Source organism: Duncaniella sp. (assembly GCF_029056165.1).
GTDB lineage: Bacteria > Bacteroidota > Bacteroidia > Bacteroidales > Muribaculaceae > Duncaniella.
Genome location: NZ_JAIDBW010000012.1, coordinates 122114 through 146662, shown reverse-complemented (window position 1 = coordinate 146662; position 24549 = coordinate 122114). Strand labels below are relative to the sequence as shown.

At 47.2% G+C, this 24549-nt stretch carries 16 protein-coding genes; 14 read left to right on the top strand and 2 right to left on the bottom strand.

What is annotated here, in order from left to right; translation table 11 throughout:
* The first annotated feature begins 367 nt into the window (after positions 1-367).
* The 4 genes from K2G41_RS02540 to K2G41_RS02525 are packed head-to-tail and all read left to right on the top strand — an operon-like array spanning position 368 to position 4877.
* The gene (locus tag K2G41_RS02540) at positions 368-1651 is read left to right on the top strand and encodes a TolC family protein (protein ID WP_300113975.1); all 1284 of its coding nucleotides are present in this window, start codon (positions 368-370) and stop codon (positions 1649-1651) included.
* 56 nt (positions 1652-1707) lie between these two features.
* Positions 1708-2901, top strand: a complete 1194-nt coding sequence (locus K2G41_RS02535) for an efflux RND transporter periplasmic adaptor subunit (RefSeq protein WP_300113972.1) — start codon at positions 1708-1710, stop codon at positions 2899-2901.
* 4 nt (positions 2902-2905) lie between these two features.
* Positions 2906-3652: an ABC transporter ATP-binding protein gene (locus tag K2G41_RS02530; RefSeq protein WP_300113970.1), complete on the top strand. Its 747-nt coding sequence runs from the start codon at positions 2906-2908 to the stop codon at positions 3650-3652.
* A gap of 4 nt (positions 3653-3656) precedes the next feature.
* A complete protein-coding gene (locus K2G41_RS02525) occupies positions 3657-4877 on the top strand; it encodes an ABC transporter permease (protein WP_300113967.1) in 1221 nt (406 codons plus the stop codon).
* Positions 4878-5080: 203 nt separating this feature from the next.
* Here the strand turns inward: K2G41_RS02525 and mutS are convergent, their stop codons facing one another.
* The gene (mutS, locus tag K2G41_RS02520) at positions 5081-7699 is read right to left on the bottom strand and encodes a DNA mismatch repair protein MutS (protein ID WP_300113964.1); all 2619 of its coding nucleotides are present in this window, start codon (positions 7697-7699) and stop codon (positions 5081-5083) included.
* Between the two features lie 161 nt (positions 7700-7860).
* Between mutS and K2G41_RS02515 the strand changes: the two genes are divergently transcribed.
* The 8 genes from K2G41_RS02515 to tatC all read left to right on the top strand — a co-directional run bounded on the left by K2G41_RS02515 (position 7861) and on the right by tatC (position 15839).
* On the top strand, positions 7861-8550 hold the full coding sequence (locus tag K2G41_RS02515) for an SIMPL domain-containing protein (protein WP_300113961.1): 690 nt from the start codon (positions 7861-7863) through the stop codon (positions 8548-8550).
* Positions 8551-8766: 216 nt separating this feature from the next.
* Complete coding sequence (gene alaS, locus K2G41_RS02510; RefSeq protein ID WP_300113958.1) at positions 8767-11388, top strand: alanine--tRNA ligase; 2622 nt, start codon at positions 8767-8769, stop codon at positions 11386-11388.
* A gap of 513 nt (positions 11389-11901) precedes the next feature.
* The gene (locus K2G41_RS02505; RefSeq protein ID WP_300113955.1) at positions 11902-12309 is read left to right on the top strand and encodes a Cys-Xaa-Xaa-Xaa repeat radical SAM target protein; all 408 of its coding nucleotides are present in this window, start codon (positions 11902-11904) and stop codon (positions 12307-12309) included.
* Positions 12310-12314: 5 nt separating this feature from the next.
* Positions 12315-13523, top strand: a complete 1209-nt coding sequence (locus tag K2G41_RS02500; RefSeq protein WP_300113953.1) for a radical SAM peptide maturase, CXXX-repeat target family — start codon at positions 12315-12317, stop codon at positions 13521-13523.
* Between the two features lie 4 nt (positions 13524-13527).
* Positions 13528-14490 (top strand): CXXX repeat peptide maturase, encoded by a 963-nt coding sequence (locus tag K2G41_RS02495; RefSeq protein WP_300113950.1) that lies wholly within the window; start codon positions 13528-13530, stop codon positions 14488-14490.
* Between the two features lie 19 nt (positions 14491-14509).
* Positions 14510-14785 (top strand): CXXX repeat peptide modification system protein, encoded by a 276-nt coding sequence (locus tag K2G41_RS02490; RefSeq protein ID WP_300113947.1) that lies wholly within the window; start codon positions 14510-14512, stop codon positions 14783-14785.
* On the top strand, positions 14782-15036 hold the full coding sequence (locus K2G41_RS02485; RefSeq protein ID WP_300113944.1) for a twin-arginine translocase TatA/TatE family subunit: 255 nt from the start codon (positions 14782-14784) through the stop codon (positions 15034-15036). Before K2G41_RS02490 ends, K2G41_RS02485 begins: the two co-directional genes overlap by 4 nt.
* A gap of 2 nt (positions 15037-15038) precedes the next feature.
* Positions 15039-15839: a twin-arginine translocase subunit TatC gene (gene tatC / locus K2G41_RS02480; RefSeq protein ID WP_300113941.1), complete on the top strand. Its 801-nt coding sequence runs from the start codon at positions 15039-15041 to the stop codon at positions 15837-15839.
* A gap of 250 nt (positions 15840-16089) precedes the next feature.
* Here tatC and K2G41_RS02475 read toward each other — a convergent pair whose 3' ends face one another.
* Positions 16090-18807: a helix-turn-helix domain-containing protein gene (locus K2G41_RS02475; protein WP_300113938.1), complete on the bottom strand. Its 2718-nt coding sequence runs from the start codon at positions 18805-18807 to the stop codon at positions 16090-16092.
* Between the two features lie 207 nt (positions 18808-19014).
* On the opposite strand from K2G41_RS02475, the gene K2G41_RS02470 reads away from it, so the two are divergent.
* Both K2G41_RS02470 and K2G41_RS02465 read left to right on the top strand, forming a co-directional pair.
* On the top strand, positions 19015-22239 hold the full coding sequence (locus tag K2G41_RS02470; RefSeq protein WP_300113936.1) for a TonB-dependent receptor: 3225 nt from the start codon (positions 19015-19017) through the stop codon (positions 22237-22239).
* 48 nt (positions 22240-22287) lie between these two features.
* On the top strand, positions 22288-24360 hold the full coding sequence (locus K2G41_RS02465; protein ID WP_300113934.1) for a RagB/SusD family nutrient uptake outer membrane protein: 2073 nt from the start codon (positions 22288-22290) through the stop codon (positions 24358-24360).
* The last annotated feature ends 189 nt before the right edge of the window (positions 24361-24549 follow it).

Here is a 24549-nt window from a genome sequence, read left to right as displayed (position 1 = left end):
TGATTAAATAGCAATTGAGATCTAAATAATAAATAAGTTTTTCATCTGATTATCTATCTCTCCCTCACCCACTTACTCATTCATCCTCTCTCCTTTTCCTTTCTCAGTTACATACGGCCATAGCGATCTTGCCGTTTTATCGAAGATTCCTTTCCTTTTATCCGTAAATAACTGCTGTTTACGGATTTTCATAAACTATCCTACTTTTTGTCCGGTTTTATAAATGGATTTTCCTGCGTAAGCTCCCTGTTCGGGCTTCATATTCTTTTGAACTAATCCGGAGTAGCCAAATGCCAATGGTACTCCATTCAAATACAATCAACCTCAATCCATTATGTCTTATTATTCAGGACTAAAATCTATTGTTTTGACTTTATCCTTGTCCGGGATCGTGGCTTATGCCGACGAGACTCCATCACAATGGAGTTATTCAGACTGCGTCGAATATGCCCGTGCCAACAACATTTCACTCCGCCAGTCACAACTCTCTGAAGAGACAGCAGCTATTTCTCTCGAAAAGGCACGCGGCCAGTGGCAACCCTCTCTCGATTTCGGTACTAATCAGGGCTACTCCAATGCACCGTGGGCAAAAGGGAACAGCAATGCCTACACGAGTTCTTACAATCTCAATGCGTCATGGACTCTCTGGGACGGCGGACGCCGTGAGAGCGACATCCGCCGCAGTCAGACAGATGTCGAACGTTCACGCTATGCATCCGACAATGTCATGCGCAACATCCGCACAGAGCTTCTTTCCACCTACATCAACATACTCTACTGCAAGGAAACCATAGCGGTCAACTCCGAACTGGCCGAAGTCAGCCGTGCTCAGGCCGATCGTGCACGTCAGATGATGGAATCAGGTAAAATCTCACTCGTTGACTATCAGCAGCTCGAAACACAGGCCGAACAGGACAGCTACAACGTTGTTTCCACCACAGCCCAGCTCAATTCCGCACGGCTGCAACTCAAGAAGCTTCTTGAACTCGGCATCGACACCGACATTGATGTCCGTCCATGCGACTTCACCGAAGCTGAAGTCACCGCCTCTCTCCCGCCGATCGACGAAAGCTATCAGCTCGCGCTTTCGACTGACGCCCTACTTCGCTACAACGAACTCTCGACCGAGATGGCCGACGAGGATATCAAGGCAGCCCGATCATCCGGCTATCCGCAATTGAGCCTCGGCGCAGGAGTAGGCACCGGTTACTACTCTAACTCCACCGGTGGTTGGGGTACACAGATGAAACAAGGCTTCAATGAGAATATCGGCCTCTCAGTCTCCGTGCCCATATTTGACCGTAAGACAACCAAGACTGCCGTGGCACAGGCCAAGGTCAACAAACTCTCAAGTCAGCTCGACACCGAGGCACGCCGGATTGAAGTGGCGCAGACACTCGAATCATGGTATATTGACATGGAATCATCGCGTATGCGCTACACAGCTGGTCTCCAGAGTCTGAAATCAGCCAAGCTGAGCGATGAACTCGCCAACGAAAAATTTAAGGTAGGCTACGTTGAGCCTACCGAACTTCTGCAGAGCCATTCGGCTGTTGTCGAAGCTCAACGCGAGCTTCTTCAGGCCAAGTACATGTCGGTTCTCGCCCGCAAGATGGTGGAATTTCTCCGCACGGGAGATATAACGCTATGAACGCTGCTCCACTGACATAATATATCAATAAATTGAACACAAAATAATCCACCCCAATGCATATCTCACTCAAATCCATCCTTCTTCCGGCAACCTTGGTGCTGCTTGCACTCACATCATGCGGCAAGAAGCAGTCCATCCGTCTCGTGACCGAGGATGTCACAAAAGGCTCTATCAGCGAGACCGTCACCGCAACCGGTACTCTCGAATCAGTAACATCGGTAGATGTCGGCACACAGGTAACAGGTATAATCGACAACATACTCGTCGATTTCAACTCCGAGGTCAAGAAGGGTCAGCTCATAGCCGAAATTGACAAGGTGCTCCTTCAGAGCGAACTCACATCCGCCGAAGCCAACGTCAAAAGCGCAAAGGCAAGCTACGACTACGCAAAGACCAATTACGAACGTGACAAATCGCTCCATGACAAAAAACTCATCTCCGACTATGAGTTCGATACCACCCGCCGCGACTATGAAGTGGCAAAGACCAGCTATGAGAAATCAGTAGCTGACCGCGTAAGGGCTGCCAAGAACCTCACTTATGCCGAAATCTATTCACCGATCGACGGTATAGTCATCTCGCGCGATGTAGAGGTCGGTCAGACGGTCGTATCAAGTATGACGGTAGCCAATCTCTTCACCATCGCTGACCTTGACCACATGCGCGTGGTGGCAAATGTCGATGAAGCTGACATAGGCCGCGTCAAGGAGGGACAGCAGGTAACATTTACAGTCGATGCTTATCCCGATGAAGTGTTTCACGGAACAGTGACCCAAAAACGTATCAGCCCGACCACTGAAAGTAATGTCGTGACCTACGAGGTGCTTGTATCAGCCAACAATGAGGATCATAAACTCATCCCCGGTCTCACGGCCAATCTCACCATCTACATGCTTAATGAATCGGACGTGACTCTTGTACCCGCCAAGGCTACCCGTTTCATCCCCCACAGCTATCCTGATGCTAAAAACCTTCCCGCTCTCCCGGCAGATGCCGATACGCAGCCTTACAATGATCCTTCCGATCCTGACAAGAAACGCGTCTGGCTGGTCAAGGACAACACGCTCACACCAGTGTTTATCACGGTCGGAGCATCCGACGGAGTGAATTATCGTGTGATTTCAGGTCTTGAACCCGGCACAAAGGTTGCTGTCGAATATTCCGTGGAGTCAACGGATGATGACAATGCCCCGCAAGGAGGCCAGAGCCCATTCCAGCCCAAGCGTCCCGGCGGTAATAAAAAGTAAGCGTATGGAAAAGCGTGAAATCATCAAAGTCCGCGATCTCCGCCGCGACTTCAAGGTCGGTGGCGAGACTGTCCACGCGCTGCGTGGAGTCTCGTTCACCATCCGCGAAGGGGAATTCGTGACCATCATGGGTACATCAGGCTCAGGTAAATCCACCCTCCTCAACACTCTTGGCTGTCTTGACACCCCAACATCCGGCGATTATATACTCGACGGTGTGAGCGTCCGCGAAATGAGCAAGAATGACCGTGCCCGTCTGCGTAACCGCAAGATCGGTTTCGTGTTCCAGAACTACAATCTCCTGCCAAAGACATCGGCCATAGAGAATGTCGAACTGCCCTTGCTATATAACTCCACCGTCACTGCCAAGGAACGCCGTGAACGCGCCATCAATGCCCTCATTGCCGTAGGTCTCGGCGAACGTCTCAATCACAAGAGCAATCAGATGAGCGGTGGTCAGCAGCAGCGCGTAGCAATCGCACGCGCACTTGTCAATGATCCCGTCATTATTCTTGCCGATGAAGCTACCGGTAACCTCGACACACGCACCTCGTTCAGCGTGCTCGTACTCTTCCAGCAGCTTTATGCACGTGGTCGTACCATCATCTTCGTGACCCACAATCCGGAACTCGCGGCTTACTCCTCGCGCAACATCGTGCTCCGCGACGGTAAAATTATTTCCGATACATACAACGAAGCACCTGCGTCCGCACAGGAAATGCTTGATTCTCTCCCCGAAAACGACGACTGAAACCATGAATTTTTTCAATCTACTCAAAATTGCCTTGCGTGCGCTCAACCGCAACAAGCTGAGGGCCATCCTGACCATGCTCGGTATCATCATCGGTATCGCAGCCGTCATCTGTATGCTTGCCATCGGTCAGGGCTCTAAAGAGAGCATCAAGGCTCAGATCTCCGAGATGGGATCAAACATGATCATGATCCATCCCGGCAATATGCAGCGTGGCGGCGTCCGCCAGAGTGCCGATGACATGCAGACACTCAAGATTGCCGATTATGAAACTCTGCGTGATGGCACAGCCTATCTCTCGGCCGTTAGTCCGGTCGTCACAAGTTCCGCGCAGATGATCTATGGCAACAACAACTGGCCTTCAAGCATCTATGGTGTCACACCTGAATACCTCGACATCCGCAAACTCTCCGTGGAGGATGGCGAAATGTTTACCGAGGCCGACATCAAGTCCGCCGCCAAGGTCTGCGTGGTAGGTAAAACCGTCGTCGATAACCTCTTCCCCAACGGAGAGAATCCGATCGGTAAGGTGGTACGATTCGGCAAGATCCCCTTCACCATTGTCGGTGTCCTTAAAAGTAAAGGTACTAACTCTATGGGTATGGATCAGGACGACGTGGTGATCGCTCCTTACACTACTGTCATGAAGCGTATTCTTGCCGTCGATTATCTCGGACAGATAGTAGCATCGGCCCTCTCGGAGGAGATGACTCCTGACGCCACAGAGGAAATCACAGAACTCCTGCGCACCAATCATCGCCTTGGAGCGGACGATGAGAATAATTTCGATATCCGTTCGCAGCAGGAATTGAGCGAGATGATGAACTCGACTTCCGACATGATGACCGTCCTCCTGACCTGTATCGCATTCATCTCACTGCTCGTAGGTGGTATCGGCATCATGAATATGATGTATGTCTCCGTGACGGAACGTACGCGCGAGATCGGTCTGCGCATGAGCATCGGTGCCCGTGGTATCGACATACTGCTGCAATTTCTCATCGAAGCCATCATCATATCCGTCACCGGCGGATTGATCGGTGTGGTTGTAGGCTGTGGCGCGACATGGCTTGTAACGATCCTCGCAGGCTGGCCAACATCAATCCTTGCCACATCAATCATACTTAGCTTCGCGGTCTGCACATTTACAGGCATCTTCTTCGGCTGGGTACCCGCCATGAAAGCCTCCAACCTCGATCCCATCGAAGCCATCCGTTACGAATAAGCAGATACACTCGATCATATAGCAACTACGAATAACTTGTAGGGACGCGGCGTGCCGCGTATGCCGAATAAAATACATTAGCCTGAAAAAATAGGCTATAACTATTCAATTCGGCATACGCGGCACGCCGCGTCCCTACAAATCATTATTAATTAGTCCCTACAAATCATATATTAATTATATATCCCGAAAGCTTCCGGACATTACTTTCCTGTAAGGATGGTCTTGATATCGTGAAGCTTATTCAAAGCAGCCATCGGTGTGAGATTATTGATGTCAATATCAAGAATCTCGTCGCGGAGCTGTGCGAGAACCGGATCGTCGAGCTGGAAGAACGAAAGCTGTACACCTTCGGAAACATCTGCCACACCTGAAAGATTCTTGGCCACCTGCTCGTCACTCTCACGATTCACCTTTTCAAGATGTGCAAGCACCTCATCGGCACGCTTCACTATCGACTGCGGCATACCGGCAAGCTTTGCTACATGTATGCCGAAACTATGCTCACTACCACCGCGTGCAAGCTTGCGCAGGAACACCACCTTACCATCAATCTCCCGCACGGACACGTTGAAATTTACAACCCTTCCGAAACTTTTCTCCATTTCGTTAAGCTCATGGTAATGAGTAGCGAAAAGAGTCTTCGGATGAGCCTTGCCATGCTCATGGATATGCTCGACAATGGCCCACGCTATCGAAATACCGTCGTAAGTGGAGGTTCCTCGGCCAAGTTCGTCAAAAAGAATGAGAGAACGCTCACTCATATTGTTGAGTATCGACGCCGCCTCATTCATTTCGACCATGAACGTGGATTCACCGAGCGAGATATTGTCACTCGCACCAACACGTGTGAATATCTTATCCACCACACCTATCCGTGCGCTTTCAGCAGCCACGAACGAACCGATCTGCGCAAGCAGCACATTGAGAGCTGTCTGACGGAGCAATGCCGACTTACCCGACATGTTCGGACCGGTGATCATCATTATCTGTGTCCCGCCGTTGGACAGGTTTACAGTGTTCGTGATGTATGGCTCACCCGGTGGAAGTTCCTTTTCGATTACCGGATGACGGCCTTCCACTATTGAAAGTTCGAGCGAATCATCCACCACCGGACGATTGTAACGGTTATCGAGAGCTATACGCGTGAACGAGTTGAACACATCCAGCCGCGCTATCATCTGAGCATCGAGGAGAATTGCAGGGATATACGCACAGAGGTCATGGACGAGTGCTGAATAAATGCGCTGCTCGATGATCGCAATCTTGTCCTGCGCACCGAGTATCTTTTCCTCATATTCTTTAAGCTCCTGTGTGATGTATCGTTCGGCATTGACAAGAGTCTGTTTGCGTATCCATTCCGGAGGCACTTTGTCACGATGGGTATTCGTCACTTCTATATAATAGCCGAACACATTATTATATGCAACTTTCAGTGACGGGATGCCTGTCAGGGCACTTTCGCGCTGCTGCAGTTGCAACAGGTAATCTTTTCCTTTATAGGCGATCTCGCGGAGTTCGTCAAGTTCCGCATCGACCCCTTCGCTTATCACAGGTCCACGGTTGAGTGCAGTAGGCGGATCGGGCAAGATCTCACGTCCGATCCTCTCGGCAATTCCGGTGCATGGATTCAACTGCTCGCCTATGGTCACAAGTGCAGGCTGACCTGATTCGAGACATATACGCTTGATCGGTTCGATCATGGCTAATGCATGACGTAGCTGCACAAGTTCACGGGGGTTCACGCGTCCGGCCGACACTTTGGCTATCAGGCGTTCGAGATCACCGATCTGTGCAAGGGCATCCTTCAGCGCATCGCGGTCATCAGGCTCGCGGAAGAAATATTCCACTATGTCGAGGCGACGGTTGATCTCCCTTGCATCCTTCAGCGGGAAAAGCACCCATCTGCGGAGCAAACGCGCACCCATCGGGCTTACCGTGCGGTCTATGACATCAAGCAGGCTCTTACCGTCCTCACTCATGGAGTTGACGAGTTCGAGATTGCGCACAGTAAAGCGGTCAAGCCTCACAGCCTTCTCCTCCTCCACACGTGCAATCGATGTTATGTGTGAAATCTGTGTATGCTGAGTGATGTCGAGATAGTGAAGGATAGTACCGGCGGCAACCACGGCAGCCGGCATGGCGTTGATGCCGAAGCCTTTCAGTGAATTTGTCTCGAATTGCTTGAGCAGACGATCCATAGCTGCATCGTCAGTGAACACCCAGTCATCAAGCTCGAAGGCAAGGTAATGCTCGGCAAAACTTTCTTCTATCAGCTTCTTCTTTCCCCGTTCCACAAGCACCTCCTTCGGTGCGAAATTCGCCAGAAGTTTTTCGATATAATCCACCGATCCTTCGGCGGCAAGAAATTCACCCGTCGATATGTCAAGGAAAGCCACTCCGACATTTTGCTTCGTAAAATTGAGTGCTGCAAGAAAGTTATTCTCACGGTTGTTGAGCAGCGTATCGTTGATCGAGACTCCCGGAGTGACAAGCTCCGTAATGCCACGTTTGACAAGTTTCTTCGTGGTCTTCGGGTCTTCAAGCTGCTCGCAGATGGCCACACGCTTACCGGCCCTGACAAGTTTCGGGAGATAGGTATCGAGCGCATGGTGTGGGAATCCGGCAAGCTCGACATACTGTGCCGATCCGTTGGCGCGGCGCGTCAACGTAATGCCCAGAATCTCCGATGCGGCTATCGCATCCTCTGAAAAAGTCTCGTAAAAGTCACCTACACGGAAGAGAAGAATTGCATCGGGATGCTTCTCCTTCATTGCCATATACTGCCTCATCAGGGGCGTCTCAACTATCTTCTTTTCCATGTGAGTGTTAGTTATATAAATTTTTCAGAGATAACTCGTTTTTTTGATTTGGGACTACAAATTTATGAATTTTCAGCCAAAAATTCTCATTTCATCCATAGCTTGATTCAACAAATATGTCTAAATTTGTATTCTACTCATATAATTAAAACCATAAGAATATGAAATCATCCGTCATCTCCGCCGGACTTATAGCAGTCGGCATGGTCATCCTCGGCTTCGTACTTAAAGCCGGTATTGACAACATCGCTTTCCGAGACAGGGAAGTCACAGTGCGCGGTCTCGCCGAACGCGAAGTACCCGCCGATCTTGTCACTTGGCCCATCACCTATTCCCTTGCAGGAAACGATCTCCAGATTCTCTATAACAACGTCAGCTCAAATAATGCTGTCATTGTCAAATTCCTCACATCTAACGGAATTAGTGAGGATGAAATCTCCGTTAATCCACCGGACACGTACGACGCTACGTCTAACCGCTACCGTTCGGACTCTTTTGCCTATAATTATTCAATCAACTGCACCGTGACTGTCACCACCAAGAAAGTGCAGAAGGTACGCGAACTGCTCAACCGCCAGTCCGAACTGCTCAAGGAGGGAATAGCCTTCTCCAATTCATATATCAACTATCAGTTCACCGGTCTTAACGCCATCAAACCCGAAATGATAGCCGAAGCAACCAAAAACGCACGTGCCGCCGCCGATCAGTTCGCCGCCGACAGCGACAGCCGTGTAGGAAAGATCAAGACCGCATCACAAGGCCAGTTCTCAATCGAGGACAGCGACTCCTCTACACCATTTATCAAGAAGGTACGCGTCGTCTCCACCATCATCTACTATCTTGAGGATTGACGGCTGAAAACTTCAGACAAATGTCTCCGAAAATAATAAGGAGGGCTTTTGATATAACGCATCAAATGCCCTCCTTATTATTTTATTGCCCGACGCAATACATTTGTACATTGATGTTTTCCATGCTGATCGGCAAGTTATTCGGCAAAAATACCTATCTTTGCAAATTATTTGACATACCAATAAGCCAAACATTTAACAGTACTATATAAAACTATGCTTACCGCAAAGGAAATACGCGAATCTTTCAAAGAGTTTTTCCGCTCAAAGGGACACCATATCGTTCCCTCAGCCCCGATGGTGATCAAGGATGACCCCACCCTGATGTTTACCAACGCGGGTATGAACCAGTTCAAGGACATCATCTTAGGCAACAAGGCTGCCAAGTATCAGCGCGTGGCCGACTCGCAGAAGTGTCTGCGTGTGTCGGGAAAGCACAACGACCTTGAGGAAGTAGGTATGGACACCTATCACCACACCATGTTCGAGATGCTCGGCAACTGGTCATTCGGCGACTACTTTAAGCAGGAGGCCATCGACTGGGCATGGGAATATCTCGTGGACGTGCTTAAACTCGACCCCAACCGTCTTTACGCTACCGTGTTTGAAGGCGCGCCTGATGAAGGCCTCACACGTGACGACGAAGCGGCATCATACTGGGAAAAGCATCTCCCCGCATCACATATAATCAACGGCAACAAGCACGACAACTTCTGGGAAATGGGCGATACTGGTCCTTGCGGTCCCTGTTCGGAAATCCACATCGATCTCCGCAGCGACGAAGAGCGTGAGAAGATCGACGGTGCAACCCTCGTCAATAAGGACAATCCCCTCGTGATCGAGATCTGGAATCTCGTGTTCATGCAGTTCAACCGTAAGGCCGACGGCTCACTCGAACCCCTGCCCGCAAAGGTGATCGACACCGGCATGGGCTTCGAACGTCTCTGCATGGCTCTCCAAGGAAAGAAATCAAACTATGATACCGATGTGTTCACCCCGCTGATCAGTCGCATAGCAGAGCTTTCAGGCAAGGAGTACGGAAAAGATCAGAAAGTCGATGTAGCCATGCGCGTGATCGCCGACCATGTCCGCACCATCTCTTTCTCCATAGCCGACAGCCAGCTTCCCGGTAATGCCAAGGCCGGTTATGTGATCCGTCGTATCCTCCGTCGTGCCGTGCGCTACGCCTATACGTTCCTTGATCAGAGACAGGCGTTCATGTATAAGCTCGTCAACACCCTCATTGACTCGATGGGCGAGGCTTATCCCGAAATCGCAGCTCAGCGCGAACTCATCATGAAGGTGATCAAGGAAGAGGAAGATTCATTCCTCCGCACACTTGACAAGGGTATCGCCATACTCGACGAGGCCATCAAAAATGCCAAGAAGCAGGGTAAGAATGAAATTTCAGGCAAGGAGGCATTCGTGCTTTATGACACTTACGGTTTCCCCCTCGACCTTACCGAACTTATCCTTAAAGAAAACGGCATGACTCTCGACAAGAAGGAATTCGATGTCGAAATGGAGGCCCAGAAAACCCGTGCCCGCAATGCCGCAGCTGTCGAGGCTACCGACTGGGTAACCGTCAGCGAAGGTGAGACCGAATTCGTAGGCTACGACACTACCTCGTGTCCGACCCATATCCTCCGTTACCGTCAGGTCAAGCAGAAAAACAAAGACTTCTATCAGATTGTCCTCTCCACCACTCCTTTCTATGCCGAAATGGGCGGTCAGGTCGGCGACAGCGGCTGGCTCATCAACGGTGATGACAAGATCGAGATCTATGACACCAAGCGCGAGAACGGTCAGGCCGTACATCTCAGCAAGAAACTCCCGGCCGACGTGAATGCTGAATTCATTGCCGAGATCAACGAGGCTAACCGCCGTGCTACAGAGTGTAACCACACAGCGACCCACCTTCTCCACGCAGCTCTCCGCGAAGTGCTCGGCACACACGTTGAGCAGAAAGGCTCATACGTTTCACCCACAATGCTCCGCTTCGACTTCTCACACTTCCAGAAGGTCACACCCGAAGAACTCCGCAAGGTTGAACACATAGCCAACGCCAATGTCCGCAAGGCAATTCCGCTTGACGAACACCGTCATGTACCCATTGCTGATGCTATGGAAATGGGTGCAATGGCACTCTTCGGCGAGAAATACGGTGAGGAAGTGCGTGTAATCAAATACGGTGACTCTGTTGAACTCTGCGGTGGTACTCACGTGCCCAACACTGGTAACATCGGTACAATCCGCATCGTGTCCGAGTCAAGTATCGCTGCCGGTATCCGCCGTATCGAAGCCGTTACTGCAGGAGTAGCCGAGGATATGGTCGATCAGCTCACAGATGATATGCGCAGTGTAGCCGAACTCCTCCACAATACTCCGGATGTGCTTCAGGCACTCCGCAAATCCATTGAGGAGAATGCCGAACTCCGCAAGCAGGCCGAGGAATTCTTCCAAGAGCGTGTCCGCAATCTTACCCGCGAGATCATTGAGAAAGCAGAAACCGTCGGAGACATCAAACTCGCAACTCTCACCGGTGTGCGTGTTCCCGATGTTGTCAAGGGCATAGCGTTCGGCATCCGTCAGCAGTCACCTGAAAAGACAGCCTTCATCGCTGCGACAGTCGATATGGCAGGGAAGCCCCTCCTTACGGTCGCATTTACGGATGATCTTGTCAAGGAAGGATTCAACGCATCAACTCTCGTGCGCGAAGCAGCCAAGGCCATCAAGGGTGGCGGCGGCGGTCAGCCCGGTTTCGCACAGGCCGGCGGTAAGGACAAGGACGGAATAGCAACCGCATTCCAGACCCTCCGCGACGCATTCAAGAAATAAATCTTATATCGTATATAACGTATTATATAACGTATAAACCCTGTAGGGCCGCATTGAAACGCGGCCCTACATTTTTGCAAATAATCATAACGATTGGATCGAAATTAAGATCAAAATGATTTGCACATTCAAAATATAGTCCCTATATTTGTCACTACATATCTCTCACCGAAGCCCGATAGCGGGAAATGAGGGTGGGAAAAGACATAACTAAAAGCGTTTATCTCACGCTAAATTCTTGACCTGTAGGAATCTCGCAAATTCTTCATTTGGAGTCAGGAATGTAGCAACGGTAGATGTCTTTCGGCGTATGATACATTGTTGACAACTCAACGATGAGTTAGTTGTATATATCTATCATACAGCGTGAGGCTTCGGCGTTGCTCTTTCTACTCCAATGGGCAATGCGAGAGCCTCTACAGGTGGATAGAGCAACGGATACAGGCTTTCACGCTTTCGTTTTTTTAACCAATAAGCCCAATTCGGAGAGCCTGTAGGGCATGATGTAATGTCATGAAATCAAACAAAAATGAAGAACTTCAATCACGCAGACAGTTCTTCAAGAAAGCGGCTAAGGCAGCTCTTCCAATCCTTGGGACAATAGTCCTTGCAAATACGCCATTGATAGCAAAGGCTTCAAGCATGGGGAGTTCATCGTGCAATAGCTATTGTTCTAACAGCTGTTCTGGTAGGTGCACAAGTGGTTGCTCTACAAGGTGTTATGGTGGATGTAACACTGGTTGTGAGCGTAGTTGTAAATCAGATTGTTCGATTAGTTGTAGAGCATCTTCAAACGGCTATAATTCAGGCTGTAACGATTGTAAAGGTTACTGTTGGAGTGGCTGTAAGGGGACTTGCAGTCAGAACTGCAACGGAAGTTGCAGGAATACCAATTACATGTCCCACGTAGAGCATGGCTAATCTATATGGCAGAATCTAAATCATGGCAAGATGGCAATGCCAAGACCATTACATTCATAGTGACAAAGGATTGCCAACTTGCCTGTAAATATTGCTATCTCGTCGGAAAAAACGAGAAAGAACGAATGAGTTGGGATGTTGCCAAAAAAGCCATAGACTATATTCTCGACAGTGGAACCGGCAATAAGGATCAATCCGTAATATGGGACTTCATCGGTGGCGAACCGTTTCTTGAAATCGACCTTATTGACCGGATATGCGATTACATAAAGGTGGAACTCTACCGACGTAATCATCATTGGTTCAATTCATATCGCTTTAGCTTTTCGACTAACGGTATTAACTACGACAGTGAGAAAGTGCAACGTTTCATAGCAAAAAATAAAAATCATCTTTCTGTCGGCATAACCATTGACGGGACAAAGACAAAACATGATCTAAACCGTATTTGGAAAGATCCGCAGGAAGAAAGAGGTAGCTATGATGACGTAGTGCGCAACATACCCTTATGGCTCGAACAGTTCCCGTTCGCCGGGACAAAAGTCACGATCAGTTCTGCCGACATCCCTTACATCAAAGAGAGTGTCATACACCTCTACTCTCTTGGCATACATGAAGTAAATATAAATGTGGTGTTTGAGAACGTGTGGAAAGAAGGTGATGACGTAATATTCGAAAACCAGTTGACTGAATTAGCAGATGTAATTATCAACGACGGGTGGTATAAAGACTATAATTGTTCATTCTTTTCTGAAGACATAGGTAAACCAATGGATTCTCGCTACGAAAATCAGAATTGGTGCGGAGCAGGGAAAATGCTTGCAGTGGATGCTGCCGGAAATTTTTATCCTTGCACGCGCTTTGCCCAATATTCACTCAGGGAGAAAGATGCATGGATCATCGGGAATGTCAAAGACGGAATAGACCAAAACAAAATCCGACCGTTCTTGGCATTGGATCGCTGCACACAATCATCTGAAGAATGTATAAACTGCGAAGTTGCCAGCGGTTGTGCATGGTGTCAGGGTGAGAACTATGATGCAGCATCAACCCCTACAGTCTATCAGCGCGCCACTGCCATCTGCAAGATGCACAAGGCAAGAGTGAGAGCCAATAACTACTACTGGAACAAGTTATTCAATAAACTGGAAAAGGAAGGCTTGCGCGAAGAATTTGAGAAAAACAAAAAGCCATCCAATCCGGACATCTGCTAAAGTCATGTTAAAATATCTCATTATACATCTTGACGATACTGCCACGTCATTCTGTCACTACAATAACAACACCACGGAGAGGAAACTCATGGCTCTTGATCTACTCAAAAAAGCCATTGTATGGTCAATGAAAGAGAACCTCATGGTTCAGTTTGTCTGTCCTGACGATCCTCTTCCTGAAGAGTACAAGGATCTGATTTCAGAAATTGATCATATCTCCATTGTGTCATCCGGTTGTGAGGACATGGAGTTATCCAATGATGCGGATATAATGGTTATCAATGATTGGGACGCATTAAATTGCATTGAACCGATATATGATCAGACCTATGTAATAAGAACAACACTGGCTGATCTCCTTATGTCAAAATTGGCTTTAAGCAATCTATTGTCAAAAGTCTCACGAATAAATATCGTCATCAAGGATGTGGAATCACTTACTCCGGACAAGCAAGCTAACTACTCCGATTTCCTGAAAGCCATATCTGCAACAATCTGTGACGAGTACGCCAAAGATCATCCCGTACAGCTGAACATCCTTACGGACAGAATGATGCTTGACGGAATGAATAATTGCAATGCCGGCTCCGAATCCGTTACACTTGCCCCTGATGGTAAATTTTACATTTGTCCGGCATTCTATTTCGATGGTAAGAATGGCTACTCTATCGGTGATCTTGAAAACGGTCTCGACATAAAAAATTCACAACTTTACCGGCTTGACCATGCTCCAATATGCCGAATATGTGATGCATGGCAATGCAAACGCTGCGTATGGCTCAACCGGAAGATGACATTTGACATCAACACACCGAGTCATGAACAATGCGTGATATCACACATTGAACGCGAGGCTTCACGTCAACTCCTCTCGAAAATCCGCAAGATAGGTGAATTTCTTCCTGATAAGGAGATTCCTGAAATCGACTATCTTGATCCGTTAGACAAACTTTTACAACAATACTAACACCCGACATTCACAATCAATGAAAAAAGAAGTAGGTCGCGTCACCGAGGATGAACGCGATGAAATCCAATCACTATTCGAGAGACGCAACGGTCTCAACGAACTCGCACATATTCTTACAGCCAACAATACGGATCTTTACGAACGTCTTGTCAAGGATCTCGGCGAGACTACCTCAAAATTCCAAAACTGGTGGAACAGAATGGCTTCCAAATACCAATGGGAAAGTTCCGAGGACGGAAACTGGGAAATAGATTTCAATGAATGTAAAATTTATTTGGTCACCAACGAATGATAATCTGCATGATTGGCGCAACGGAAATCATTCTGATCTGCGCCGTGATCCTCCTGATTTTCGGAGGGAAAAAATTGCCTGAATTCATGAACGGAATGGGCAAAGGAATAAAAAGTTTTAAAGATGGAATGAATGAGCCGTCCGAGGAAGAAATAAACCGCCGCGTCGAGGAGGAAATCCAACGTCGTGCCAATGCTGCAAGCGAAAGCAAGCAGACTGATACACACGTAAACGATAGACATGAAAACTAATAATGGCTGATCTGGACGACACATCAGGACTTCTGACATTCGAAGGGCATCTTGACATGCTGCGCAGGATGCTCTTCCGGATAATTCTTGCCACCATCATATTCGCCTGCATCATTTTCTGCTTTAAAGGTGAGACCTTCGACGTACTGCTTGCACCCCACCAGTCTGATTTCTATACATTCCGTTTAATTGAGAATCTATTCCAACAACTTGGACTGGGATTCAGATTTGAGGAATACAACATTCCGCTTATAAGCACGGAATTATCATCTCAATTCATGACCCACATAACGGTTTCGTGCTTATTAGGCATTCTTTTCGCCTCTCCATACATTCTGTTTGAGCTTTTCAAATTTATCTCTCCGGCTCTATATGAGAGTGAAAAGAAATATTCCTATTTTGTAGCCGGGATTATTTACGTGCTTTTCATCTCCGGATTGTTGATGAGCTATTTCGTGCTATTTCCAATATCATTCCGCTTTCTTGCAACATATCAGGTCAATAAGGATATCATCAGTACCATAACGCTTGATTCATACATATCCACATTTACGACACTTACATTCCTGATGGGAGTAGTATTTCAACTCCCCGTATTCGCATTCATATTAGTCAAAATGGGCTTCATTGATGCTCCGTTACTGAAGCAATACCGTGGATATGCGTTCGTGCTTATCATGATCATAGCTGCCATCATAACTCCTCCGGATATATTCACACTGATACTTGTTACCATACCTATCTACTGTCTTTATGAAATCAGCATCAGCGTGCTGAACAGATGCCATGTAGGGCCGCATTGAAATGCGGCCCTACATGATTTATGGGGGGATGATATTTACGGAGGAGAAGTTTGGCGTATGGTGGTCAATCTTTTTCAATAGGAGTTTTCATTATCGCATCTTTAGGGAAGATCGGTGTTGTAATTTTGTGGAAAAAAACTTATGCGAACATTAGTACAATAATCGTAATTACTGATATCCGAATCACCTAATAGTAATAGCCAAATCTAATTCTATCCTATCTTTATGGATGCAGGAATTAGACGCAAAGCTATGTATTTCTATCCGAACGATATTTACCCGGAGTTACACCATAGACAGCCTTAAAACATTTTCCGAAATAGTTTATATCAGCGAATCCGCAATCAACAGCTATGTTCTTTATCGGCAAATTGCTGTTTTGAAGCAAAACAGCAGCACGTTTCAATCGGGTAGTTTTAAGAAAATCAGCAGGTGTGACACCCATCAGAGATTTCATCTTTCGAGTAAGGCTACTCCGACTTATTGACGCTGCAGCAGCCATGTCATCAACCGATATTGATGAATTGGAGAAATTATTTTCAATAAATTCCACCACAGATGATATGACGCTCCGATCATCAGGCGAAAAACGCGTCTCGACACTCGAAACCACTGACTCAGAATCATCAGTCTCTTCCTCCCTATTAGATTTAGGAGATTCTAAGAGTTTGAGGTAGGCCTCAAGGGTCTCTCTTTGCTGACGCCTGATTTTTCTCATGTATCTTATGGTCGCCAATATTGCGGCTATAATTCCGAGAGCTACTATGACATATAGGATCTTTGCCAGCCCGGTTTCCCAGAATGTAGGCATCACCTTTACAATAAGCACTTTTTCATTGTCAAGCCATCGACCGAGGGTGTCAGTTGACCGGACGGCAATATGGTATTCTCCGGGGTCAAGATGTGTAAACGTCAGGGAACGTGTCGTACCTATATTCTTCCAGTCTTCATCATCAGCCATACGGTATGCGTAACGGATACTTTTGGGGTCAGAGAAACAAAGTGCAGCAAAAGTCACAGTCAATGCTCTCTCATCGCTTAAAAGCGTGATGTCCGTACAGTCGTGACCTATAGTCCTCATTTCTTCCCCTTCAACTGAAATCCCGGTGAACTCTATCGGGAAGCCAACACTTCTATCATAATTTTCATCCAACCGGTCAACTATAGCTCCGTTCTTCATACCCATGATCCACCTTCCGTCGGGAAGCATAAGTGGTTTTACCTCCTTAAAGTCAATGTTATCATGCCAATACCCTTGTCCGAAAACGGTCACTTCCTCTTTTTTCTCCGGATCCATCAGGCAGATTTCTTTATTTCCAACAATCATTATCCGACCGTCCGGTAATTTGGTCAGGGCTAATGTGACCTCCGGGATACGTCTGTAATGCTTCCGGCAACTTTCAAAATTCCAATTCTCCGACAAATCCGGACTCAATGGAGAGACAAGACGATTAATGCCGTCACTTGCGGTGGCCACATACAACGAACCGTCATTACCCACCTCAACACCCATAGTTATTATATTTCCAAGTGAGCTGGGACGATCGGGGTCGCTCGTATGCACAGTGTAACGTATCCGACCTTCACCGATACTATCGGGAACATTAAAACAAAGAAGTCCACCGGTAGTAGCAGCCACAGCCAAAGTGTCGCCTATGATCGAGATATTTCTCACGCGGGACGCTTTATCCGGATAGCCCCCAAGTTCAACGAGCGATTTAAATTCCGGTGCGGATGCCGCTGGATTTTCAACTACATAAATGCCCTTTTTCATTGATGAAATCCACAGACGGCCAAACCCATCAACTGCAATATCATAAAATTTCATCGAATACCCCGACTCGTTGAAATATTTATCGACCGAAAAACTATCGTTCGAATCACTGCGCCGGGTCAGCCGGAAAAGACCATTATTCTTTGACGCAAGCCATATCATTGAATCAGAAACCTGAGTAATCCCATAGACTTGTGAACCGAATTCAACAGGTGTTGAGGACAAGTGACCATCAGGCGTAAGATAACGCATAGAAGCCTCGATGCTATCCATGACGCACAGATAGTTCGCATCACTCCATGACAGCCATATCTTTCCGTCGTTGTCAATCATCAATGCCCACAGTCGTGATGGCCGCGGACTTCTGACGGTTGAATATGATGTATTCCCCAGTGTCACTTTATGCAGTCCATAGCGGCTACGAAGCCATAGATTACCCTGATTATCATCACAACAATATCTCAATGAAGCATCAGGTACATCAAATGTCGCCATCAATGACAGTGGATGATGCTCTGATGGTGCATTCAGTACACGTCCATCCCGCGTTATCACCCATACATTGCCGGAATCATCCTTACGCGAAAACGTAAGCTCCGCCTTCTTGAATGGATGGACATCACCCAACTGACGCTCCGAAGTCCGCTTGAACGATATCCTGCTTTCATCTACCCTCTCTTCCATCGCCTCGACGGGATTATCCATATCTTTCATCTGTCCGATATCAAAATACAAGCATCGGCCGTCAGTAAGGACAATTACAATATCATCCTCATCACTGTAGGCTATCCGTTTAACTTTGACAGTCGTGTCCAGTCGCTTTTCAATATCAGCTTGTAGATCGTAAAACTGATATGTATCGACATCAAACAGTACTACACACTCATCAAGGAAACACCATATTTTTCCATTTGCATCTGCCTTTATATCATTAAAGCTTAGAGAATATTTGCGGAGGCCGCTCTCAGGTGAGGGAGTAATCGTACTGAATTCATAGCCATCCCAGCGGATAAGACCGTTCCATGTAGCCACCCATATCATCCCGTTTCTATCCTGAAGTATTTTGTTCACTATATGGTGAGGAAGTCCGTCTCTTTCGTCATAAGTCCTCGTCAGACAGTAAGGCTGGCCGGCGGTAATGTCCGAAAACGTACATATCAGCAGGAAAACTAAGATGAGGACAAGACGGTTCATGGTAAGATAAGGAGATGGTATTATATGGTAATTTTGAGTATTATGCAGACAAATATAAGGAATTTTGCGTCAAAAAGCAATTTTGAGCCAAAATTACCATACTTTTCCTCTATTTTGCTGTCCGGTCTGACTGTAAACCTATTCCTTTGCGGAGTGGACAATCCCACATCATGAAATATCATAGTTTGAAAACAGTAACTTTTAACCATGAAAGAAGGAATTAGAAACATGGGACCGACAATGAACTCTACATCCCGACAACTCCTTACTACCGGCGTTTCCGCTATTCTATTAACATTAGTCACTCCGGTTTTTGCTGAAAGTATGGGGACTGTAAGCTTAGGTCAATCAGCCGTCGCACAAGTAGCCAACAACACCTACTCTGTATCCGGTACAGTAATCGACGACGAAGGTGAACCCCTCATCGGAGCAACCATTATGGTAAAGGGATCCAAAACCGGGGCAATTACTGACGCCGACGGCAAGTTTAAGATCCAAGTACCAGCCGGAAGCTCAATTTCGATTTCCTATGTAGGCTACAAGTCTGAGACAATCAAACCGGCAAAAACAGGAGAAATAACCATTACTCTCAAAGCTGACAACCTCATGCTGGACGAAGTTGTTGCTATCGGCTATGGTACAATGAAGAAACGCGATCTTACCGGAGCGATCTCGTCAGTCAAGAGCGATGTCGTGAAACTCACTCCGTCATCCAACCCAATGGAAGCTCTTCAGGGACGAATCGCCGGTCTTGATATAACGCGTTCGTCGGGTCAAGCCGGTGAAGGAGTATCAATGCAGTTACGCGGCAACCGTTCATTCAGCGCGAGCGGTGATCCTCTTTTCATCATAGACGGCATGCCGGGCGATTATGCGACACTCAATCCTAATGACATCGAAAGTATTGAAGTTCTCAAAGATGCCTCATCTACCGCAATTTATGGATCGAGCGGTTCAAACGGTGTGGTAATCATCACAACCAAGAAAGGTGAACAAGGTAAAGTATCCATTAATTTCGATGCCTACTACGGCTATAACGGATGGGCAAAACTCCCCAAAATGAACTCTGCGAGAGAATGGGTCTATACAAGACTTTTGGCTCAGCAGGAGGGTGGTACGATCATCGATGATATCGAGGGGCAGACAGCACAAGGAGCTCTGGAACGCGGTGCCACAATCGATTGGGCCGACGCAGTGCTACGCGACGGCAATACTCAGAATTACTCACTATCCGTAAGTGGCGGCACTGAAAACACACAGCTCTACTTCTCTCTCAACTACTCCGATGAAAAGGGTCAGTATGTCAATGATGACTACAAAGTCTATTCATCGACTCTGCGTGCAAGTCAGAAAATCACGAAATGGCTCACAGCCGGTATGCACATGCAGGCGTCACACGTAAACCGCGAAAAGGCCTATTCAAAACTCGACAATGTATTACGTGCCAATCCATTCGGTACACTCTACAACGAAGACGGTTCTCTAAAGACCTACCCTATTGACGGAGACGCAAATCAGCTCAACCTTCTGCTCAATAATGACAAAAGCGTATATCGTGATCATCCGACCAGTACCAAAGTCTATGTGCAACCATACATCCGTATCACACCCATCAAAGGACTCTCGCTGGAATCACGCCTGAGTGCCAACTGGAATCACTCAAAAAACCAGAAATTCATAGGCTACGGATCATATCAGTTCTATAACGAGGCTGGAAAACTTGCTCTTGGCGATGAAAAAAATCCGATATACGCAAAATACGTCAATGCTGAAATTAAAAACTCTGATTCCTATAACTATCAGTGGGAAAATATCCTAACTTACAATTTCAATATAAATAAGGAGCATGATTTCACCATCACAGGCGTAACGACATGGTCCGACAGCGACTCTGATTCATCAACAGCAAAAAATTCCGGATTCAGCTCAAATACATATTACTGGACAAACCTTGCTGTCAGTGGACAGACGAACTCAACCGTTGAATCAGGCTACTCAATGGGATCAAGCTTCGGTCTGGTAGGACGTATCAATTACTCCTATCTCGGACGCTATCTCTTTGCCGCTTCAGTCCGTCATGACGGTAATTCAAGACTGGCAAAGGGTCGCAAATGGGACACATTCCCTGCAGTTTCCGCCGGTTGGCGTATCTCAGACGAACCATTCATGGAGTTCGCAAATGACTGGCTCAACAATCTCAAGCTGCGTCTGGGCTATGGTGAGACCGGAGCGGCAGGTATCAAAGCCTATAGTTCTTACTCCATCCTCCAGCAGGGCAACATGGGTCTTGGTAAAGAAGATATAACTTCCTATTACTATCCGGAGAAACTCTCCAATCCCGCTCTGTCATGGGAACGATCAAAAAGTACCAATATCGGTCTTGATATCAGCCTTCTTAACAACAGGATTGATCTCTCGATGGAATATTACATAACCAATACCGACGACGTTATCTGGACGCAATCGCTCCCCGTCACCAACGGTGGTTTCAATGCGACGACTCCCTTCAAGATGGACGCCAATATTGCCAAAACGCGCAACAAGGGTTTTGAAATGACCCTTACGACCCACAATATCGTGAGCCGCGACTTCAACTGGGACAGTACTATAACATTCTCTACCAACGATGAAAAAGTAACATCGCTCGGTGAAGGTGCGTCAGAGTATATCTCGAACGGAAACTATACCCTAAAAGTAGGCTACCCGGTAAAATCTTTCTATAACTACAAGATTGACGGTGTCTGGCAATATGGCGAAGAAGCTGATGCCGCTGTCTTTGGAAAACGTCCGGGTGATCTCAAGGTCTATGTACCCAACATGACCAAGGTCAGCGACGGCGTCTATGAGAAATCTTATCCCAAGGAACTCGATGAGAACGGCAAGCCCTTAACACGCCGGTTTGATGCAGAGAATCCATATACACCCGGCGACAATGACCGTATAATGCTCGGTCACAATACTCCCGACTGGTCACTCGGATTCCAGAACCGATTCTCTTATAAAGCTTTTGACCTCAGTATCTACATGTATTGGAGACACGGCCAGATGATCGGATATGATCCCATCCTATGGTATAGCTCAGGCGGTGGTGCATTCCCCAGTCATTTCAATTACTGGACATCGACTAATCCGAGCAATGACTTCCCCGCTCTTGACAACACACGTGATTGGAAGCAGGATTCATGGTATTCCGCCAAGAAGTATCAGGACGGTTCTTTCTTCAAAATCAAGAATATCACGCTTGGTTTCACTCTTCCGAGGTCAGTTTGTGATCGCATAAGTATCCGTGGATTGCGCCTATACACCACCATAACCAATCCACTGGTTCATGCAAGCAATCCGCTTCTCAAAAACTATGACCCCGAAATGAACGGAAGTCTCGACTTCCCCCTCACCAAGCAACTTGTTGTCGGTCTTAACCTATCGATTTAATCCTGACCTATAACTGTCATTAACTTGATTAAAATAAATCGCTATCAAATGAAAAAGACTACTATACAAAAATTTATGGCGTTGATGATCGGCTTTACCGCTCTTAATTCCTGCAATCTCGATGAAGACAATCCCGCTGCCGGTGATGCTATGCTTGATAATTTCGTCGCATGGTATGGCCTGCAATCCACATGCTATGGTCCACTTAATGATCAGATATACACTGCATCAGACTGGCTCTTTGTTTCGGAAGGCGGTACGGATATGTGGGTACCGAAAAGCAATGGCAACAGCTACACCCAGCTTCTAAACTACGATGGTGCCATCGGCAGTTACAATGCCTTCCAGAAGCTATGGAAACAATGCTATACGAGTATAACGACCTGTAATACCGTAATCAACGAAGCGGACAATATCAAGGATGGAAACCCTGAGGAAATAGCAGTCCTCACGGCCGAAGCCAAGACACTACGTGCCCTCTACTATTCAATACTTGTGGCTCACTATGGTCCCGTGACGCTCAATCTTAACAGTAGTGCCAGCCTTACCGGTAATCTGGAGCTGAAACCTGTGCGATCGAGCGAAAAGACAATCTATGATGCTATTATCAAAGATCTTACTGAAGCAGCCGAAGCCCTTCCGGTCGCTCCATACAACGGTAATCACGCCCGATTCACAAAAAAATCGGCAAAGGGACTCCTCGCCCGTGTGTATGCCCAGCGTGCAGGACTCGGTGACAGCAAGTACGGAGACGGCTCTGAATACTGGAAAAAGGCAAAGGATGCTGCGGAGGATCTCATCACTAACGCGGAAACTTACGGTGCATATCTTTACGATGATATTGCGGATATGTGGTCAGATGCAAATAACCGCACCAACCGCGAAGCACTGATGATTGCGGCGGCTCCTGATCTCTCAACCACTATCTCAATGTCAATGAGCAAAGCAAATAAGCTTGCCGCATACACTGTCGGAGGTTCTTACAGCGATTTCTTTAATTCAAATCATAATCCGAGTGACAAGAACAGTTACTTCTACGGACGTCTGAATTCTCAAAACTGGCAACCGTCTGAATACCTCATGTACTGTTTTAATCCTGAATGGGATCGTCGATGGGAATATACATGGCAATACGCTTACTGCGAATGGACATTCGAGGAATGGGGTGTCAGCCGTGCTAAATCACAAAAGACTCTTAATGAAACTCTTTGCCTGAAATATGGTATCGATCCTCAGAACGTAGGCAAAGTCATCCAGCCCTATGCCGACTGTTATTATGCAGGTGCGGGTGTGGAATACAATCAATGGCCTGCACGTATATGGCCGAGAGGCGAATATTCCGATGATCCATCGACCACACTTAAAGTCGCTTCTTCAACCGCTGATTTCAATAAACCGGGCTATGCGAATACAACAAAAGTGTATGCCATCCCCTATCCCATTGATCCGGAGGATGATCGTTTCAATACTGTATTCGTCCATGAACCTCTTTCGGAATCAGACAAGGCCAAGTGTATATATCCCGTAATAGTCCTGCGTGATCTCTATGCCGACACCTATGTCTATGGCTCGACAGCAAATGGCAGTGCCGCCGGTAATCCGCCGATCGGCAACGGCAAGACAAGCTCTAACGCCGCTCCATCGCTCATAAAGTTTAACTGGAACTACGACGGATGTTTCACTACCATATCCAACGGTCAGGTAAAATGTGGCGATATGTACATCATGCGTATGGCAGAGGTATATCTCCTCGCTGCGGAAGCATGGCAGAAACTTGGCGATGGAGGAAAAGCCGCCGAATATATCAACGTTCTCCGTAAACGTGCCGTGCGTCCCGGTAGCACGGACTGGATGCTTAGCTCTGCTTCGGAAGATGACGTCCTTGACGAATATGCACGCGAACTGTGCGGAGAGTTCACCCGATGGGCTCTTCTGAAACGTCACAACAATATCGACGAACGCCTTAACCGTTACAACAAACGTGCAGCTCGTTTCTTCAAGGATTTCCACTATAATCGTCCGATATCACAAGAGTTTCTTGATGTCATCCTTAATGCCGAGGAATATGGTGATAACGGCTACGGATCCACCGGAAAGAGTGGTCTTGAAAATATCGACTGACAATCAGAGGCTGTTAGAAAAACGAAGGTTCTAACAGGTTGCGTCAATCAACCAGCAATTTCCCTTATTCACATCTTTCATAATCACTATCTACAAAATAGGACAATGATTGAAATAGATTGTCGTTATTCTAACAGCCTCTATTACCTCATACATGAATAAGATTGAGTGGTAAAATTGGTTTTGGAG

Excerpts from the sequence above, each read along its gene's own strand:
- K2G41_RS02535 (WP_300113972.1), top strand. The coding sequence starts at position 1,708 with ATGCATATCTCACTCAAATCCATCCTTCTTCCGGCAACCTTGGTGCTG.
- K2G41_RS02530 (WP_300113970.1), top strand. The coding sequence starts at position 2,906 with ATGGAAAAGCGTGAAATCATCAAAGTCCGCGATCTCCGCCGCGACTTC.
- K2G41_RS02525 (WP_300113967.1), top strand. The coding sequence starts at position 3,657 with ATGAATTTTTTCAATCTACTCAAAATTGCCTTGCGTGCGCTCAACCGC.
- mutS (WP_300113964.1), bottom strand. The coding sequence starts at position 7,699 with ATGGAAAAGAAGATAGTTGAGACGCCCCTGATGAGGCAGTATATGGCA.
- K2G41_RS02515 (WP_300113961.1), top strand. The coding sequence starts at position 7,861 with ATGAAATCATCCGTCATCTCCGCCGGACTTATAGCAGTCGGCATGGTC.
- alaS (WP_300113958.1), top strand. The coding sequence starts at position 8,767 with ATGCTTACCGCAAAGGAAATACGCGAATCTTTCAAAGAGTTTTTCCGC.
- K2G41_RS02505 (WP_300113955.1), top strand. The coding sequence starts at position 11,902 with ATGAAATCAAACAAAAATGAAGAACTTCAATCACGCAGACAGTTCTTC.
- K2G41_RS02500 (WP_300113953.1), top strand. The coding sequence starts at position 12,315 with ATGGCAGAATCTAAATCATGGCAAGATGGCAATGCCAAGACCATTACA.
- K2G41_RS02495 (WP_300113950.1), top strand. The coding sequence starts at position 13,528 with ATGTTAAAATATCTCATTATACATCTTGACGATACTGCCACGTCATTC.
- K2G41_RS02490 (WP_300113947.1), top strand. The coding sequence starts at position 14,510 with ATGAAAAAAGAAGTAGGTCGCGTCACCGAGGATGAACGCGATGAAATC.
- K2G41_RS02485 (WP_300113944.1), top strand. The coding sequence starts at position 14,782 with ATGATAATCTGCATGATTGGCGCAACGGAAATCATTCTGATCTGCGCC.
- tatC (WP_300113941.1), top strand. The coding sequence starts at position 15,039 with ATGGCTGATCTGGACGACACATCAGGACTTCTGACATTCGAAGGGCAT.
- K2G41_RS02475 (WP_300113938.1), bottom strand. The coding sequence starts at position 18,807 with ATGAACCGTCTTGTCCTCATCTTAGTTTTCCTGCTGATATGTACGTTT.
- K2G41_RS02470 (WP_300113936.1), top strand. The coding sequence starts at position 19,015 with ATGAAAGAAGGAATTAGAAACATGGGACCGACAATGAACTCTACATCC.
- K2G41_RS02465 (WP_300113934.1), top strand. The coding sequence starts at position 22,288 with ATGAAAAAGACTACTATACAAAAATTTATGGCGTTGATGATCGGCTTT.